The sequence below is a fragment of the Aerosticca soli genome, from assembly GCF_003967035.1.
GTDB lineage: Bacteria > Pseudomonadota > Gammaproteobacteria > Xanthomonadales > Rhodanobacteraceae > Aerosticca > Aerosticca soli.
Genome location: NZ_AP018560.1, coordinates 1,342,730 through 1,359,013, shown reverse-complemented (window position 1 = coordinate 1,359,013; position 16,284 = coordinate 1,342,730). Strand labels below are relative to the sequence as shown.

Genomic DNA, 16,284 nt, shown 5'->3' with positions numbered 1-16,284 from the left:
CAACGGACGGTCGTCGCGGCTCATGGATCTGTCCGTTCAACCCCATGGGCCAGCCGGGCGGGCGCGGCCGCGTCGGGCGTGCATACCGGCAGGTACAGCTCGACGCGCGTTCCTTGGCCGGGCGCCGAACGCAATTGCACCCTGCCCTGGGACTGCAGCATGAAGCTGTGGATCATCGAGAGCCCGAGGCCAGTGCCCTGCCCCTGCGGCTTGGTGGTGTAAAAAGGCTCGAAGGCGTGCGCGGCGACCTCCTCGCTCATGCCAATGCCATTGTCCTCGACGATCAGCACGGCATAACCGTCGCCCTCGCCCGTCTCGTCGCGATCGGCACGGGTCTCGACGCGCAAGGTGCCGCCATCGGGCATGGCGTCGCGGCCATTGATGGCGAGGTTGAGCAAGGCCGTTTCCAGCAGACTCGGATCGCAGAAAACATGCAGCGGCGTTTCGGTGAGCGCGAACGTCACCTCGATGCGTGCGCCGACGGTGCGCACCAGGAGGTCCTGCATCGAACGCACCAGCGGGTTGAGCGCGACACAGGCTGGCATCAACGGCTGGCGGCGCGCGAAAGCCAGGAGGCGCCGGGTCAGATGGGCGGCGCGCTCGATCGACTGCATGGCGTGATCGACGTACTGCTCGGCGCGATCGACGTCACCGGCGGCAAGGCGCAGCCGCGCCACTTCCAGGCTGCCGGTGATCGCCTGCAGGATGTTGTTGAAGTCGTGCGCGACGCCGCCGGTCAGTTGCCCCAGGGCATCGAGCTTCTGCGCATGTATGAGCTGCCCGCGGGTGGCTTCGAGTTCGGCCTCGGTGGCGCGTTGCGCAGTCACGTCGCGGATGATTATCGCGTAGCCGTGCAATTGCCCGTTGGCATCGCGCAGAGCGCGCAGGGCGATTTGCGCGAGAAACCGGCTGCCATCCTTGCGCCGGCTCCAATGGTCGGTTTCATAAGTACCGTGCATGGCCGCCTGGGTGAACATTGGCGAGACGGCAGCCGGTTCGTCGTCCCGATCAAACAGCCGATCGGCACGCTGGCCGAGAATCTCCTCGCTGGCATAACCGGTGATGTGATGCGCACCCTCGTTCCAGTGCCGTATCCGACCTTCAGGGTCGAGCATGCAAATGGCGTAATCCGGCACGCCCTCGACGAACAGCCGGAAACGCCGCTCGCTTTCCTCCAGCGCCACCTGGGCCTGCCAGCGCGCGGTGATGTCGCGCGTGATCTTGGCAAAGCCGACCAGCCTGCCCGCGTCGTCACGGATGGCATCGATGGCCACGAGCGCGCGGAAGCGGCTGCCGTCGCGGCGGGTACGCCACATCTCGCCGTTGTAGCGGCCTTCGCGCGCAGCGATCTCGAGCACGGTCGCCGGCAGGCCGGCGGCGCGGTCCTCCACGGAAAAAAACATGGAATAGTGCCGGCCGAGGACCTCGGTGGCACTGTAGCCCTTGATCTGCTGCGCGCCGCTGTTCCAGCTGCTGACGTAGCCTTCCGGGTCGAGCATGTAGATGGCGTAGTCCACCACGGACTGCACCAGCAGCCGGTAACGTTCGTTCACGAGCGTGGTCGTTTCGTTCTGCGTGGGCGCGCCATGACAAATGTCGCAGCCGCAGCTCGTCGTTTCAGCCATCACCATCCCCCGCTCATGTCACACCTGGGATTTTCTCGCGCATGCTTCGGCCACGGCCGCCAGCAGGGTTTGCCGCCCATAGGGCTTGGCCAGGAAACGCATATCGGCATCGAGCTGCGTATCGGCCCAGCCGAGGTCGCCGGAAACCACCACGGTGCTCGCCCTGCTGCCGCGCTGTTTGAGCTGGCGCGCCAGCTCGATGCCGTTGACGGCGCCATGCAAATTGACATCGGTAAAGACGACATCGATATCGGGACGCTGCTCGACCAGCGCATGGGCCTGCTCGGCATTGCGGGCGCTCAGCACCTCGTAGCCGGCATCCTCGAGCAACAGGCTGGTGGCGTCCACGATATTGGCGTCGTCCTCGATGATCAGCACCACATTCATCCGCGAGGACCTCCTCTAGTTCTTAAGGAAGGTCTGAACAATCCGCCAAACCCACGTTATTTCCGAGCCTCGAAGGCCGAAATCCCGTCAATCCGCTCGGAATTCCACCTTTTGCCATGCCGCCAGACGGCTTTCCCCGTCCAGCGGACGCACTTATCCCGCCGCCGGCATCAAGCGCCGGCGCGACATCCACAGGTTCGACAGCGCGAACAGCGTCAGCACCTGTGCCGCGTTCTTCGCGATGCCGCGATAGCGCACCTTCGTATAGCCGAACTGCCGCTTGATCACACGGAACGGATGCTCGACCTTGGCACGGACGCTCGCCTTCAAGCGCTCCAACGCCCTCGCTTCCCGCTGATCGCGCTTGCGCTTCATCGCCTTGATCACCGAAGGCTTCTTCGCGATCAGGAACACCGCATCCACGTCCTGCATCTCCTCGCGCTTCTCGGCACCGATGTAGCCACTGTCGCCGAACACCACGTCCTCCTTGCCGTGCAGCAGCTTGTGCGCCTGCGTCACGTCCGCCACGTTCGCCGCCGTGCATTCCACGTGGTGCACCAGCCCGGAGGCATCGTCCACCCCGATGTGCGCCTTCATCCCGAAGAACCACTGGTTGCCCTTCTTCGTCTGATGCATCGCAGGATCCCGCTCGCCCTCCCGGTTCTTCGTCGAACTCGGTGCATTGATAATCGTCGCGTCCACGATGGTGCCCGAGCGAAGGCTCAGGCCCTTGCGCTGAAGATGCGCATTGACCTGCTTGAAGATCTTTTCGGCCAGACCGTGCGTCTCCAGCAAGCGCCGGAAGTTCAAGATCGTCGTCTCGTCCGGGATGTCGCCCATGCCACCAATCCGGGCAAAGCGGCGCATCACCGGCGTATCGACCAGCGCCTCTTCCATCGCCGGGTCACTCAAGGCATACCACTGCTGCAGGAAGTGGATCCGAAGCATCGTCGCCAAGGGGTAAGGCTGCCGGCCGGGCCGGCCCAGCTTCGGATAATGCGGCTCGATCAGCGCCAGCAGCGCCTTCCACGGCACGACCTGATCCATCTCGGCAAGGAACACCTCGCGCCGTGTGCGCTTGCGACCGACCAGATCCTCGGCATCACCAAACGAAAGCTGCATCGAACTCGCCCCTTGAAGCAATGGCCGATTGTGGCCGAAAGTGACGGAGTTGTTCAGACCTTCCTTAAGTACTGGACACGTCCGGGCGACAGTGCACCGCAAACGAAGTCGTCCGGACGTGATGACGGATGGGGTGCCGCATCGAGGGGCGGCGGGGATTGCTTGTGCCTATCGATTCGATAATAATTCTCATTACTAACCTTCCGAGGCGCCACGCACATGTACTCGATCGACCCGCGGCCAGATGCCGGCACGCTTCCTTCCGGTCTCAGGAGCCACCGGCGCCACGTGGGTCTTGCCGTGGTGCTCGCCTGGCTGGGCGCCCTGTCTGTGGCCCGTGCCGGCACGGATTCCGCAACGGCCGCCGCGCCGACATCCCTCGTCCAGGCGCCCACCTCCGGGACCATGGACGCAGCCACGGCGACCGGCACGGACGAAGACATCACGCGCTTGTCGGCGGTCAATGTGACCAGTCAGGCGACCGACCTGCAGGCCGTCGATACCGGAGCCACGCGCCTGCCGCTGACGATCCGGGAAACGCCGCAGTCGGTCAGCGTGATTTCGCGGCAGACGCTCGACGATTTCGCCCTCAATGACATCAACGCCGTGCTCGACCGCACCACCGGCGTGACGGTAGACCGCGTGGAAACCGACCGCACCGAGTACATCGCCCGCGGCTTCGAGATCAGCAACTTCCTGGTCGATGGGCTGGGCATGCCGTTCACCGACAACATCCAGAACGGCAGTCTGGACACCTCGGTGTATGAGCGCATCGAAGTGCTGCGCGGCGCCAATGGCCTGCTCTCCTTCACCGGCAATCCGTCGGCCACGGTCAATTTCATCCGCAAGCGCCCGACGGCTGAGGCGCAAGGCAGCGTCGGCATCGAGCTCGGCAGCTGGGCCGACCATCGGGCGCAAGCCGATCTTTCCGGACCCTTGAACGCATCGCGCAGCGTGCGCGGACGGCTGGTGGCGGCCGATGAGGAAAGCGACAGCTATCTCGACCGCTATCACCGCCGGATCAAGGTGATCGATGGCATCGTCGAAGCGGATTTGCGTCCCGGCAGCACGCTCAGCGCCGGCATCACCGGGCAGAAAAGCAAGCCGCGCGGCGTCATGTGGGGCGCCTTGCCGCTTTACTACACCGACGGCACGCCGACCCACTACGACCGTTCGACCAGCACCGCCGCCGACTGGTCGTACTGGAATGTCTCGGACGTGCGCAGCTTCGTCGAATTCAACCAGGACCTGGGCCACGAATGGACGCTCAAGAGCGCTCTGGACTACCGCCGCATCACCCAGGAAGGCGACCTCTTCTATGTCTATGGCACACCCGACCGCCTAACCGGTCGCGGCCTATACAGCTACCCATCGCGCTATGGCAGCGCCGAGAAACAGTACGTCGGCGACGTCTACGCCAGCGGCCCGTTCGAGCTCGGCGGTCAACGCCACGAACTGGTGGTCGGCGCGAACTGGGCACGCAGCGACGTCTCGCAACTGTCGCGCTACGCCTTCGGCTCGATCGGCTTGCCACTGCCGCCGCTGGAAGACTGGACCGGGGATTTCCCGCGCCCGGATTTCGATCAGGGTTACACCGGCCGTGCGCACTTCCGTAATGAACGGCAGAGCGGCTACGTCACCGTGCGGTGGAGCCTGGGCGACACGCTCAAGCTGATCACCGGCAGCGCGCTAACCCACGTCAGCGCCGATGGCGCCAATTACGGCGTGCCACACGTCTACAACCACACCGATGACACGCCCTTCATCGGTGCGGTCTACGACTTCGCGCCCCATTATTCGCTGTATGCGAGCTACGCCAAGCTGTTCAATCCGCAGAACCAGACCGACGTCAATAATCGCGTGCTCGATCCGGTGACCGGCGCCAATCTCGAGGCCGGCATCAAGGGCGCGTGGTACGACGATCGCTTGAACGCGACCTTCGCATTGTTCCGCACGCGGCAGGACAATCTCGCCGACTATGCTGGCCACAGCCTGGCGACCAATCAGGACTATTACCGCGGCATCGACGCCATCGCCAAGGGTTATGAGTTCGAGATCAGCGGTCAGCTGAGCGACGACTGGCGGCTCAGCGGCGGCTACACCCAGCTCGGCATCGTCGATCCGGACGGCCACAACGTGCGCACCTACGTGCCGCGCCGCACCCTGCGTCTGCTCAGCACCTGGCGCCTGCCGGCCACGGGGCTCAAGTTCGGCACCGCGTTGCGCTGGCAGGACGACATCCGGCGCGACCAGGCGGCGCAGACGGCGGATGGGCAGGAGATCTTCAGTCGCCAGGGCAGTTATCTCGTGCTCGACCTGATGGCCGGCTACGATTTCGCGCCGGGCTGGAATGCCACGCTCAACATCGACAACGTCACCGATCGCAAATACCTGGTCAGCCTGTACGAGACGCAAAGTTTCTACGCGGCGCCGCGCAGCTACCGACTCGACCTGACGTACCGGTTCTGAACGATGCCGATCACTCTGGCTGCCCTCGTCACCGGTGTGGCCGGCGCGAGCTGTCACTACCTCGCCAGCCCGCAGCAGCGCCTGCGCAAGCATCCCGCACCGCGCTGGCTACGTGCAGCAGGCATAGTCCTGCTGGCGTTCGCGTTTTGGTTGTGGCGTCCGGCGCTCGGCTCCGGTGCCGCGCTCGCCGCCGTGATGGCGCTCTGCATGACCGTCTGGGTGGCGTTGCCTTACCTCGCCTGGTGGCTGCGTGGCGGCGCCAACCGATGAGTACGCGTCTTCTGGCCGGCATCGTGCTGGGCTTTCCACTTGCCGGCGGGCTGCTGGCGCTCGCACTCGGGCTGCTGCCCGGCCACGGTCAGGCCTGGCTGCTGCCCATGCTGTGGCTGTTCTTTCCGCTGTGGTGGACGATCCTCTGCGTCAGTCTGATGTTTGCGCGCGGGCTGAAAGCATGGCTGGCACTGGGCGCGGCGAATGTCCTCGTCTTCGCCGTGCTGACCGGCCTGCGTCATCTTGGAGGTTGAGGGTATGCGGCTGTCGAATCGCACGCGGCAGACGTTTCTCTGGCTGCACTCCTGGACCGGCCTCCTGGCCGGATTCGCGCTGTTCATCGCCTTCTATGCCGGCGCATTCACCGTCTTTCGCGAGGACATTGCGCACTGGCAAAACCCGCCGTGGCGCACGACTGCCAGTGGACCGGCATCGACCGACATGCTGGTACGCAAGCTGCACGAGACCCACCCGGAGCTGGACGATTTCGGCATCGTACTGCCGCCGGCACTGCCGCCCTATGCCTACTGGCGCGTCGAAGGCCATGCACGCTACGCAACGCTGGAGACGATCGACCATCCCTCAACCCATCCGCCATCCGGCAGCCTGGGCGATTTTCTGTTTTCGCTGCATTACACCTTGGGACTCGGCGCCGGCGGCCAGTACCTGATGGGACTGGTCAGTGCGCTGTACGGACTGGCGCTGATCTCGGGCTTGCTGATCCATCTGCCGCAACTGACGCGACATCTGTTCGCGCTGCGTCCCGGGCGCAATCTCAAACAGCTCTGGCAGGATGCGCACAACGTGATCGGCGTGCTCAGCCTGCCCTTCCACATGGTATTTGCCCTCACCGGCGCCACCTTGTGCCTGTTCGCGCTCGTCCTTGCCGCCTTGAATGGGCTGGCCTTCGACGGACGGCTGTTCGGCGCCTATGCCCAGGCCACGGCCTTGGCACCGGCACGGGCAGCAAGCGGCGTGCCCGCAGCGATGCTGCCCGTCGACACCCTCCTCGAAAAAGCGCGCGTAGCGGCCGAGACGCAGGGCGTCGTCGGACTGCACCCCGACTATCTGCATTTCATCCATTACGGCGACCGCGCGGCGATCGTCGAGATACGCGGGGTGTCCGCGCGCACCCTGGCAAGCTACGGCCAGGTGGCCCTGGAGGGCGCTAGTGGTCGGGTACTCGCCGTGCGGGCCGGTCGCGCCCATGACGCCAACAGCGCCGTCACCTCGGCGCTCTATGCCCTGCACTTTGGCACCTATGGCGGACGGGTGGTGCAGGCCATGTATTTTCTGCTCGCCCTGGCCGGCGCCTTTCTGTTCTATTCCGGCAACCTGCTGTGGATCGAGTCACGCCGCAAGCGGCGGCAGGCGGAACAACCGCGCAAGGTCCTGCTGATGACGCGAGCCACGCTCGGCGTCTGCCTGGGGTGCTGCCTCGGCATCGCCCTGGCCGCGGCGGCGACGGCCTGGTCCGCACGGTTCGATGCAGCATCTGCGGCGATGCCACGCGCAGCCTTCTACGCAGGTCTCGCGTTCGCCTGCCTGCATACCCTATGGCGTCCCGTGCCGTACGCCGCCGTGGAACTGCTGGCCATGTGCGCCCTGGTCCATGTACTGACTGCGCTGGGCGACGCGTCGCACACTCTCCCGGCCTGGCATGGGCCGTGGCGCGAGGCTGCACGCACGGCGCTGGCGGTGGATGGCGTGAACCTCCTGCTCGCCGCGGCCTTTGCCGCGCTCGCGGTCGCCGTGCACCGCCGTGCTCGCCGTGACGACAGTCCCGGCCTCTGGTCGCACCCGGTGTGAACGCATGAAGGCGACCGACCGCGTTATGGTGAACACACCTTCGCGCAATCGCCTGCCCCATGCCCTCACGCCGCCTGTTGCTTGCCTGCCTCGCCCTTGGCGCATCGATGCCGAGCTTCGCCACCGAACCGGCGCATACGCCCACGCCGAGCGAACTGCTCGCCGCCTCGAGGCCGGATGAATGGCGGCGGCCCGATCCGCGCAATCTCCTGCAGATGGAGCTGCCGGGCGGCCGCGTATTGATCGAACTGGCGCCCGACTACGCGCCGCTGCATGCGGCCAACCTGCGTACGCTGGCGCACGAGCACTATTTCGACGGCCTCTCGATCAACCGCGTGCAGGACAACTTCGTCACCCAGTGGGACGATCCGGCCACCGACGCCGATCCGGTCGACACGCGCCACCTGAAGCCGCTCGGCAGCGCGAAGGCGAGCCTGCCGCCCGAGTTCACCCGCGCGATCGACCCGCAGCGGCCGTGGACGCCGCTGCCCGATGGCGACGTGTACGCGCCGCAGGTGGGCTTCGACCAGGGCTTCCCGGCCGCGCACGATCCGGCGAGCGGCCAGACCTGGCTCGCGCACTGCTACGGCATGGTCGGCGTCGCCCGCGACATCGACCCGCAAAGCGGCAACGGCAGCGCGCTGTATGCGGTGATCGGCCAGGCGCCGCGCGGACTGGATCGCAATCTCGCCGTGGTCGGCCGGGTGATCGAGGGCATGGAGCTGCTCTCGGGCCTGCCGCGCGGACCGGCGCCGATGGGCTTCTACACCCGACCCGAGCAGCGCGTGCCGATCCGTTCCCTGCGCCTGGCCGCCGACTTGCCGGAAAGCGAACGCGCGCACGTCGAGGTGCTGCGCACCGACAGCGCGACCTTTGCGGCACTGGTGGAAGCCAGGCGCAACCGGCGCGATGCGTTCTACCGCGTGCCGGCCGGCAAGGTCGATCTCTGCGCCATCGCCATTCCGAGCCGCACGGCCAGGCCGTAGCATGCGTCCGATCGGCCGCAGCGCAGTCCTGCGCGGCCGGCCCGCACCGCCAGGATCGCCAGCCGATGGCCAAGCTCATTCCCAGCCGCAACAGCTGCCTGCCGCGCATGACCGGCGGCGAGAAGCGCCTGTCCGAACGGCTCGAGCAGAAACTCGAGGACGACTACCTGCTCTGGTACGACGTGCCGGTCGGCCCGCGCCAGCTGCACCCGGATTTCATCGTGCTGCATCCGCGCCGCGGTCTGCTGGTGCTCGAGGTGAAGGACTGGAAGGCCGATACCATCCGCCGCGCCGACAAGACCCAGTTCACGCTGATCGCCGAGCGCGGCCTGACCACGGTGAACAATCCGCTGCTGCAGGCGCGCGCCTATGCGGTGGAAATCAAGATGATGCTGGAGCGCGACCCGGCGCTGCGCCATCCGCCGGGCCATCGCCACGCCGGGCAGCTGGTGATGCCGTGGGGCTTCGGCGTCGTACTCGCCAATATCCGCCGCGAGCAGTTCGAGGCCGGCGGCCTCGGCGAGGTGCTCGCGGCGCACCAGGTGATCTGCCAGGACGAAATGTTCGAATCGGTGGATGCCGAGGTTTTTCAGGAACGGCTGTGGGCGATGTTCCCGCAGGTCTTTCCGGTCGCCTTGACGCTGCCGCAGATCGACCGCGTGCGCTGGCACCTGTTCCCGGAGCTGCGCATCGAACCGGGCGACGGCCAGTTCGGCCTGTTCGGCAAGCCGGAGGCGCGCGACGCACTGGAAATCCCCCAGCTCATCAAGGTGATGGACGCCCAGCAGGAACAGCTGGCCCGCTCGCTCGGCGGCGAGCACCGCGTCATCCACGGCGTGGCCGGCTCGGGCAAGACCATGATCCTGGGCTTTCGCGCGTTGGAGCTTGCCCGCACGCTGGCCAAGCCGATCCTGGTGCTCTGCTACAACAAGACCCTGGCCGCGCGGCTGGAACAGTTGATCGGCGAGCGCGGCCTGGCCGACAAGGTGCAGGTCTACAACTTCCACCGCTGGTGCCGGCAGATGCTGACGGCCTATCACGTGCCGTTACCCGCCGGCAGTGGCCGCGAGTTCATCGACGCGCTGCCGCCGGCGATCATGGCCGCAGTCGAGCGCGGGCAGATTCCGCGCTTCCAGTACGGCGCCGTGCTGATCGACGAGGGCCACGACTTCGAGCCGGACTGGTACCGGCTGATCGTGCAGATGGTCGATCCGTCCACCAACGCGCTGCTGGTGCTCTACGACGATGCGCAGAACATCTACGGCCGCGCCGACCGGCGCAAGATCAGCTGGAAAAGCCTCGGCATCCAGGCGCAGGGGCGCACCACCATCCTCAGGCTCAACTACCGCAACACGCTGGAGATCCTCGCCGTCGCGCGCGGTTTCGCCGAGGATCTGCTCGCCGCGCGCGAGGAAGACGACGATGGCGTGCCGCTGATCGCGCCGGAAAGCGCCGGCCGGCGCGGCCCGCTGCCGGAACTGGTGCGCACCGACACCGCCGCCGCCCAGCTCGACTTGCTCATCGCCAGGCTGCGCGACGAGCACGCCCACGGCCGTGCCTGGTCGGAGATGGCGGTCATCTTCCGCAATCGCTGGGAGGGCGAGAAACTGCACGAGGCGCTGCGACGCGCCGGCATACCCAGCCGGCTGGCCGAGGGCGAGGGCAAGCGCACGCTGTATGCGGTGACCGAGGCGGTCAAGCTCACCACCATGCATTCGAGCAAGGGACTGGAGTTTCCCTTCGTCGCCATCCCGGGCCTGGGCTCGCTGCCCAAGGAGGGCCACGACGAAGCCGAGGAGGCCCGGCTGCTCTACGTGGCGATGACTCGCGCCACCGAGTCGCTGCTCTTGATCCACCACGACGATTCGATCTTCAGCCGGCGCATCCGCCTTGCCATCAACAGCGTGCAGGCGCAGCTGCGCCGGGGCGGCCAGGCCGATTGAGGACTTGTGCCGGGAAACCGCGCCGCCATATGGCCGGTGGTTCCTTCCGATGGAGCAAAGCCATGGCCAGCCTGACCGTTCCCTGCCCGCATTGCGGCACGCTCAACCGCGTCCCCGAAGAACGCCTCGCCGAAGGGCCTGTCTGCGGCCGCTGCAAGCGTCGCCTCTTCGAAGGCCAGCCGGTGGAACTCACCGAGGCCAACTTCGACGCCGTGGCCGCCCGCGGCGACCTGCCGGTGCTGATCGACTTCTGGGCCAGCTGGTGCGGCCCCTGCCGCGGCTTCGCCCCGGTGTTCGTCCAGGCCGCCCGCGACTTCGAGCCGCGCCTGCGGCTGGGCAAGGTCGACACCGACGCGCAGCCCAACCTGGCGCGCAGGTTCAACATCCGCAGCATTCCCACCCTCGTACTGCTGCGAGCCGGCCGGGAGATCGCCCGGCAAAGCGGTGCGCTCGGCCCGGCGCAGCTCAGTCAATTCATAAACCAGGCGCTGCGTGGCTGATGGTGCTGCGCTGCAGCGCGTGAAATTGCTGTGCAAACGAGGTGAAATTGCTACATTGGTCACCAGGGCCGCACAGGGGCGGCTCGGAGACCATCATGCACAAGCTTCTTGTTGCGCGCACCGCGTCGGAGTGCGGCGGTCTGCAGCGGGTGGCACGGATGCTTTCCTGCCTTTCGAGACTGTACCGCGGCATCGGGGCGCCGCCGCAAATCCCGCGCACGCCCAGCACAGCTTCGACGCTGGTCTCCTGGCACGCCGGCGCGCGCTCGCGGCGCGAGGACGAAATGGCTCGACGGCACGCCTCGCAAGACAGCTGACGGCCGCGGCTTTGCAGTGGCTCGCGAGGCTCCGCCCGGCGCGTACCGTGCTGGCCATTCGCCGATGCGAAAAACCGGTTCAGCCGGCCCCTTCCTGCGGCGGCTGGAACACCGCCTCGATCTCGCCCGGCGCCAGTACGCGCCAGGCGCCGGGCTGCAATCCATCCAGCGTGAGCCGGCCCATGGCCGCCCGATACAACGCCAGCACGTGGTTGCCGACGGCGGCAAACATCCGCCGTACCTGGTGGTAGCGACCTTCGGTCAGGGTCAGGCGCGCGCGGCGCGGCCCCAGCACTTCGAGCCGAGCGGGCAAGAGCGGCGTGGTCTCCCCTTCCAGGCGCAGCGTGCCGCTGGCGAACAGCGCGCCCTCGTCGCCACGCAGGTCCTGGGCGAGCTCGGCCTCATAGACCTTGGCCACCTGCGCACGCGGCGAGATGATCCGGTGCAGCAGCTGACCATCGTCGGTGACGAGCAGCAGCCCGGAGGTATCGCGATCCAGCCGTCCCACCGTCGAAAGCGCAGGCTGCCGGTGCCGATAGCGCGGCGGCAAGAGGTCATAGACCAGGCGCCCCGGATCCTTCCGCGAGCAGGTCACGCCGAGTGGCTTGTGCATCATCAGCACCAGGCCGGGCGGCGGATCCAGCGGTACGCCATCCACGCGCACCTGCGCGTGCGGCACGTCGTCGTCGGCGTAGAGCGCCCGGCCTTCAAGGTCGGTGATGCGCCCCTCGCGGAACATCTGCGCCACTTGCTTGCGGCTGCCATAACCCAGATTGGCGATCCGACGCAGCAGCTTCATGCACGCACGCCCTGGGCGAACAACGCCTTGAAGCCGTCGCGTTCGGCGAGCAGGCGCACATCGGCAAACCGCGCGGCGAGCGTCGCCTCGTACGGCAGGTGACGGTTGGCCACCAGCCACAGCTGACCCTGCGGTCGCAGGGCGTCGGCTGCGGCCCGGATGAAAGCCTGTCCCAGCGCGGGCAGGTCCGCGCGCCCCTGGTGGAACGGCGGATTGCAGACGATGGCGTCGTAAGTACGCGGCAAGCCGGCGGTGACGTCGTGCCAGTACACGCTGACGCGAAGGCTGCGCCCATGCGCCTGCATCGCCTCGGCGACGTTGATGCGCGCGGGCTCCAATGCCCGTGCATCGGCTTCATAGAGATCGACCGCGGCAAGCTGCGGGCAACGCGCGATGAGCTCGACGGCCAGATAACCATAGCCGGCACCGAGATCGGCGACCTCGCCGGCCAGCGTCGGCGGCAGGGTTTCGGCGAGCAGGGCCGAGGCCGGGTCGACGCGGTCCCAGGCGAACAGCCCCGGACGGCTGACGAAGCCGGCCGGATTGCGCCGCGGCGCGTCCAGTGCGAGCCAGTCGGCCAGCAGCACCGGATCCGGCCGCGCACCCGGCGCGTTCCAGAACACCCGGCATTTGTGCTTGGAAAGATGCCGCAACGGACCGGCCAGCCGGGCGAGGTCGGCCTCGGCGGCGCGGGCGCCTTGCGTGTTGGGTGCCGCAGCGAGCACCACGCCGCCGGCGGCGCAATGACGCCAGGCGCGGGCAAAGAGCGCGCGCGCCGCCTCGCGCTGACGCGGCGGCCAGACCACGACCAGGGCATGGCGCGCATCCGCCGCCGGCTCGTTCACCCGCAAGCCCATCCGCTCCAGGGCGGTGGCGAAGGGCCGGAAGTCCTGCTGGCAATGCAGGTCGATGCCGGCCAGCCGCCCCAGCACCGCGCCGGCGCGGGCATTGAGGAACAGCACGCGCCCGTCGGCCGGCCACGCCAGCTCACCGCTGAGCAGCGGCAACCACAAGGCGCTGAGGACGGCTTCGTCGGTGTCGGGCATGGCCGGTCGCAAGCTTTCGGCGCGCCATTGTAGGCGAAGGGGACGCGATGGCCCGGCGTCGCCTTTTTCAGACCACGCTGGCCCGGCCGAGGCAGAAGGCGGCGAACATGCCGTCCGGATCGGTCCACCGGTGCCGCACGGTGAGGCCGGCGCGGTTGGCCAGCGCGGCGAATTCGGCAGGCGCGTACTTGGCGCTGTACTCGACCAGCATCGCCTCCTGCGCGGCAAACCGGATGCGCATGCGGCCCACACGCACTTCCTGCGCGCGCTGGCTGACGAGGTGGGTCTCGACGCGTCCGGCCAGACGGTTGTAACGGGCGCGATGACGGAAAGCGTCGAGATCGAAATCGCAGCCGAGCTCGCGATTGAGCCGCACCAGCAGGTTGAGGGTGAAGTCCGCGGTGACGCCGGCGGCATCGTTGTACGCCGCCTCGATGACCGCGGGATCCTTTTTGAGGTCGACACCCACCAGCACGCCACCGGCCTCGCCCATCTCGCCGCGCATCTTGCGCAGGAGCGCGACCGCATCGCGGCTCTCGAAATTGCCCAGGGTGGAACCGGGGAAGTAGATCACCGTGCGGCGCGGCGCCCGCGGCGCCACCGGCAGCCGCAACGGCCGGGTGAAGTCGGCGCACAGCGGCTGCAAGGGCAGCTCCGGGAAAAGCCGGCCGAGGCGCTCCACGCTTACGCGCAGGGCGTCGGCCGCCAGCTCCACCGGCACGTAGCAGACCGGATCCTCCAGCTGCTCGAGCAACAGGCGCGTCTTGACCGCATTGCCGCTGCCGTATTCGACCAGCCGCACCTGCGGACCGAACGCCCGGGCGATGTCGGCGGCGTGCCGCTCGAGCAGCGCGATTTCGCAGCGGGTGAGGTAATACTCGGGCTGCTCGCAGATCCTCTCGAACAGCCGGGAACCGCGCTCGTCGTAGAACAGCCAGGACGGCAGTCGTTTGGGCCGCGAACGCAAGCCGCGCTGCACCAGCGCGAGCAGCTGCGCCCGCGACGGCTGGCCATCGTCGTCCTGATCGGGACGTACTGTGTTCATGGAGTCTCCGTCAGATATCGCGCGCCAGACGCAGGCCGGCAAACTGCCAACGCGCATGCGGCGGAAAGAAGTTGCGATAGGTGGCACGGATGTGGGCGGCGGGCGTCGCGCAGGAACCGCCACGCAGCACCCATTGGCCGTTCATGAATTTGCCGTTGTATTCGCCGAGCGACCCCGGCAACGGCTTGAAGCCTGGGTAGCCCACATAAGGCGAGGCCGTCCATTCCCACAGATCGCCATACATCTGCAGCAGGCCTTCGCCGACAGCCGATTGCGGCAGGCGGGGGCGATCCTCGAGCAAGTTGCCCGCCACCGGCAGCGTCTGCGCGCCCGCTTCCCATTCCATCTCCGTGGGCAGCCGGGCGCCGGCCCAGCGGGCGTACGCGTCGGCCTCGAAGAAGCTGAGCTGGCTGACCGGCGCATCCGGCAGCAACGCCACCTCACCGGCCAGGGTGAATTGCGCAGTGAGGTCCTCACTCCAGTACAGCGGGCGCGTCCAGCCTTCGCGCTGGACCACCGCCCAGCCGTCGGACAACCACAGCGGCGGCTTGCGATAGCCGCCGTCCTGCACGAAGGCGGCGTACTCGGCCTGACTGACCAGCCGGTTGGCCAAGGCGTGCGGGCCAAGCAAGGTCCGATGGCGCGGCCGCTCGTTGTCGAAGGCGAAACCGTCGCCGGCATGGCCGATCTCGACGAGTCCCTCGCGGCCCGGAACGTAGCGCAGCGGCGCGCACGGACGCGCCTGGACGGACAGGGCGGCGTCGTAGGCCGGGCGCAGCGGATTGCTCCAGAACGCATGCAGGATGTCGGTAAGGAATAGCTCCTGATGCTGCTGTTCGTGCTGGATGCCCAGCTCGACCGTGGCCGCCTGCGCCGGGTCGACCGCATCCGCCAGCCGGGTCGCCATCGCCTCGTCGACCCGCGCCCGCCAGGCGTGGATGTGCGCGAGCGTGGGCCTGGAAAGAAGCCCACGCTGCGGCCGCGCGTGCATCGGCCCCACCGTCTGGTAGTAGGAATTGAAAAGGTAATGCCAGTCCGGCTCGGCGATGCGGTAGCGGCTGTCGCCAGCCAGGACGAAGCGCTCGAAGAACCAGGTCGTGTGCGCAAGATGCCACTTGCCGGGACTGGCATCGGGCATGGATTGCACCTGCATGTCCTCCGCCTCGAGCCCCTGGCACAGGCGCATCGTCTGTGCCCGGACGGCAAGATAACGCTCGGCCAGCGAAGGAGACGCCATCATGCTCATCGAGAGCTCATTCCTGCCATGTCAGACGATTGCTGCGCAGCATCCGCCGATCTTGGACAGGCGCCCGTTCACTCGACGTGATATATCCCTTGCGCATGGCTTTTTGCGTGCACCGGTCGCTGGGCTGTACGCCGCCGGGCCGGGTTTGCGTTATCCAATGCACCGTTGACTGAGGAGAGCTGCCATGTCACGTGATCTTCCACGCCATCTGCTGGCACTGTCGCTCATCGCCGCCACCACCGGGCTGCATGCCACCGAACCGGCGCAGCCCGCGCATCATCCGCTGCGCCCCATCTCCGAATGCCTGCGTCCGGACCGGATCAACGAGTGGTATCTGGTCGACTCGCGCACCGCGATCGCACGCACCGGACCCGACCGTTACCAGATCAAGCTGGAGCACGACTGTCCGCGTCTGGGCATCGGCGTGCCTGGGCTGCTGTTCCATGCCAGCGAGGCCAATCGGCTGGTGGGCGAAAGCCGGATCTGCGGCGAAGTCGGCGAAACGGTGAGTGCCCGCAATCAGCCGCCATGCGCCATCGCCGAGGTCAGCAAGATCGACAAGGCCACCTTCGAGGCCCTGGAAAAACAGGCCTTGCGCAGCGGCAACGGCGCAGAACCGAAGAACCCGCCACCACCCCGCCGGTGAGACTTGCCCCCCCCCCTGCCCAGCAAAAAGCCCGGCCGAAGCCGGGCTTTTTCATGTTTCTCGAAACTTATCTG

Annotated in this window: 16 protein-coding genes; 9 read left to right on the top strand and 7 right to left on the bottom strand. The window is 67.2% G+C overall.

What is annotated here, in order from left to right; translation table 11 throughout:
- Positions 1 to 20: 20 nt before the first annotated feature.
- The 3 genes from ALSL_RS06355 to ALSL_RS06345 form a co-directional block, all read right to left on the bottom strand.
- On the bottom strand, positions 21 to 1,553 hold the full coding sequence (locus tag ALSL_RS06355) for a hybrid sensor histidine kinase/response regulator (protein WP_161970936.1): 1,533 nt from the start codon (positions 1,551 to 1,553) through the stop codon (positions 21 to 23).
- Between the two features lie 90 nt (positions 1,554 to 1,643).
- Positions 1,644 to 2,003: a response regulator gene (locus tag ALSL_RS06350; protein ID WP_161970935.1), complete on the bottom strand. Its 360-nt coding sequence runs from the start codon at positions 2,001 to 2,003 to the stop codon at positions 1,644 to 1,646.
- A 162-nt stretch (positions 2,004 to 2,165) separates the two neighbouring features.
- A complete protein-coding gene (locus ALSL_RS06345) occupies positions 2,166 to 3,134 on the bottom strand; it encodes an IS5 family transposase (RefSeq protein ID WP_126536286.1) in 969 nt (322 codons plus the stop codon).
- Between the two features lie 405 nt (positions 3,135 to 3,539).
- Here ALSL_RS06345 and ALSL_RS06340 point away from each other — a divergent pair, with 405 nt between their 5' ends.
- The 8 genes from ALSL_RS06340 to ALSL_RS06305 all read left to right on the top strand — a co-directional run bounded on the left by ALSL_RS06340 (position 3,540) and on the right by ALSL_RS06305 (position 11,428).
- The gene (locus ALSL_RS06340; protein WP_126540075.1) at positions 3,540 to 5,603 is read left to right on the top strand and encodes a TonB-dependent siderophore receptor; all 2,064 of its coding nucleotides are present in this window, start codon (positions 3,540 to 3,542) and stop codon (positions 5,601 to 5,603) included.
- A 3-nt stretch (positions 5,604 to 5,606) separates the two neighbouring features.
- Positions 5,607 to 5,873: a hypothetical protein gene (locus ALSL_RS06335; protein ID WP_126537505.1), complete on the top strand. Its 267-nt coding sequence runs from the start codon at positions 5,607 to 5,609 to the stop codon at positions 5,871 to 5,873.
- Positions 5,870 to 6,127 (top strand): hypothetical protein, encoded by a 258-nt coding sequence (locus ALSL_RS06330; protein WP_126537503.1) that lies wholly within the window; start codon positions 5,870 to 5,872, stop codon positions 6,125 to 6,127. The genes ALSL_RS06335 and ALSL_RS06330 overlap by 4 nt, the downstream gene beginning before the upstream one ends.
- A 4-nt stretch (positions 6,128 to 6,131) precedes the next feature.
- Entirely contained in the window at positions 6,132 to 7,682 is a 1,551-nt protein-coding gene (locus ALSL_RS06325; RefSeq protein ID WP_126537501.1) for a PepSY-associated TM helix domain-containing protein, read from the top strand.
- Positions 7,683 to 7,789: 107 nt separating this feature from the next.
- Positions 7,790 to 8,668: a peptidylprolyl isomerase gene (locus ALSL_RS06320; RefSeq protein WP_231700309.1), complete on the top strand. Its 879-nt coding sequence runs from the start codon at positions 7,790 to 7,792 to the stop codon at positions 8,666 to 8,668.
- Positions 8,669 to 8,733: 65 nt separating this feature from the next.
- Entirely contained in the window at positions 8,734 to 10,611 is a 1,878-nt protein-coding gene (locus ALSL_RS06315) for a DEAD/DEAH box helicase (protein WP_126537497.1), read from the top strand.
- A 62-nt stretch (positions 10,612 to 10,673) separates the two neighbouring features.
- Complete coding sequence (gene trxC, locus ALSL_RS06310) at positions 10,674 to 11,111, top strand: thioredoxin TrxC (protein WP_126537495.1); 438 nt, start codon at positions 10,674 to 10,676, stop codon at positions 11,109 to 11,111.
- Between the two features lie 95 nt (positions 11,112 to 11,206).
- On the top strand, positions 11,207 to 11,428 hold the full coding sequence (locus ALSL_RS06305) for a hypothetical protein (protein WP_126537493.1): 222 nt from the start codon (positions 11,207 to 11,209) through the stop codon (positions 11,426 to 11,428).
- Between the two features lie 79 nt (positions 11,429 to 11,507).
- On the opposite strand, the gene ALSL_RS06300 is transcribed toward ALSL_RS06305, so the two are convergent.
- The 4 genes from ALSL_RS06300 to egtB form a co-directional block, all read right to left on the bottom strand.
- Positions 11,508 to 12,227: a pseudouridine synthase gene (locus tag ALSL_RS06300; RefSeq protein ID WP_126537491.1), complete on the bottom strand. Its 720-nt coding sequence runs from the start codon at positions 12,225 to 12,227 to the stop codon at positions 11,508 to 11,510.
- Complete coding sequence (locus tag ALSL_RS06295; protein WP_126537489.1) at positions 12,224 to 13,273, bottom strand: class I SAM-dependent methyltransferase; 1,050 nt, start codon at positions 13,271 to 13,273, stop codon at positions 12,224 to 12,226. Before ALSL_RS06295 ends, ALSL_RS06300 begins: the two co-directional genes overlap by 4 nt.
- Positions 13,274 to 13,340: 67 nt before the next feature.
- Positions 13,341 to 14,318 carry an L-histidine N(alpha)-methyltransferase gene (gene egtD, locus ALSL_RS06290; RefSeq protein ID WP_126537487.1) on the bottom strand — a complete coding sequence of 326 codons (978 nt, stop codon included), beginning with the start codon at positions 14,316 to 14,318 and terminating at the stop codon, positions 13,341 to 13,343.
- A 10-nt stretch (positions 14,319 to 14,328) separates the two neighbouring features.
- Positions 14,329 to 15,558 carry an ergothioneine biosynthesis protein EgtB gene (gene egtB, locus ALSL_RS06285; protein WP_425479012.1) on the bottom strand — a complete coding sequence of 410 codons (1,230 nt, stop codon included), beginning with the start codon at positions 15,556 to 15,558 and terminating at the stop codon, positions 14,329 to 14,331.
- A 190-nt stretch (positions 15,559 to 15,748) separates the two neighbouring features.
- Between egtB and ALSL_RS06280 the strand changes: the two genes are divergently transcribed.
- Positions 15,749 to 16,210 carry a DUF6491 family protein gene (locus ALSL_RS06280; RefSeq protein ID WP_126537482.1) on the top strand — a complete coding sequence of 154 codons (462 nt, stop codon included), beginning with the start codon at positions 15,749 to 15,751 and terminating at the stop codon, positions 16,208 to 16,210.
- Positions 16,211 to 16,284 lie beyond the last annotated feature (74 nt).

Excerpts from the sequence above, each read along its gene's own strand:
- ALSL_RS06345 (WP_126536286.1), bottom strand. The coding sequence starts at position 3,134 with ATGCAGCTTTCGTTTGGTGATGCCGAGGATCTGGTCGGTCGCAAGCGC.
- ALSL_RS06340 (WP_126540075.1), top strand. The coding sequence starts at position 3,540 with ATGGACGCAGCCACGGCGACCGGCACGGACGAAGACATCACGCGCTTG.
- ALSL_RS06335 (WP_126537505.1), top strand. The coding sequence starts at position 5,607 with ATGCCGATCACTCTGGCTGCCCTCGTCACCGGTGTGGCCGGCGCGAGC.
- ALSL_RS06330 (WP_126537503.1), top strand. The coding sequence starts at position 5,870 with ATGAGTACGCGTCTTCTGGCCGGCATCGTGCTGGGCTTTCCACTTGCC.
- ALSL_RS06325 (WP_126537501.1), top strand. The coding sequence starts at position 6,132 with ATGCGGCTGTCGAATCGCACGCGGCAGACGTTTCTCTGGCTGCACTCC.
- ALSL_RS06320 (WP_231700309.1), top strand. The coding sequence starts at position 7,790 with ATGCCGAGCTTCGCCACCGAACCGGCGCATACGCCCACGCCGAGCGAA.
- ALSL_RS06315 (WP_126537497.1), top strand. The coding sequence starts at position 8,734 with ATGGCCAAGCTCATTCCCAGCCGCAACAGCTGCCTGCCGCGCATGACC.
- trxC (WP_126537495.1), top strand. The coding sequence starts at position 10,674 with ATGGCCAGCCTGACCGTTCCCTGCCCGCATTGCGGCACGCTCAACCGC.
- ALSL_RS06305 (WP_126537493.1), top strand. The coding sequence starts at position 11,207 with ATGCACAAGCTTCTTGTTGCGCGCACCGCGTCGGAGTGCGGCGGTCTG.
- ALSL_RS06300 (WP_126537491.1), bottom strand. The coding sequence starts at position 12,227 with ATGAAGCTGCTGCGTCGGATCGCCAATCTGGGTTATGGCAGCCGCAAG.
- ALSL_RS06295 (WP_126537489.1), bottom strand. The coding sequence starts at position 13,273 with ATGCCCGACACCGACGAAGCCGTCCTCAGCGCCTTGTGGTTGCCGCTG.
- egtD (WP_126537487.1), bottom strand. The coding sequence starts at position 14,318 with ATGAACACAGTACGTCCCGATCAGGACGACGATGGCCAGCCGTCGCGG.
- egtB (WP_425479012.1), bottom strand. The coding sequence starts at position 15,558 with ATGATGGCGTCTCCTTCGCTGGCCGAGCGTTATCTTGCCGTCCGGGCA.
- ALSL_RS06280 (WP_126537482.1), top strand. The coding sequence starts at position 15,749 with ATGTCACGTGATCTTCCACGCCATCTGCTGGCACTGTCGCTCATCGCC.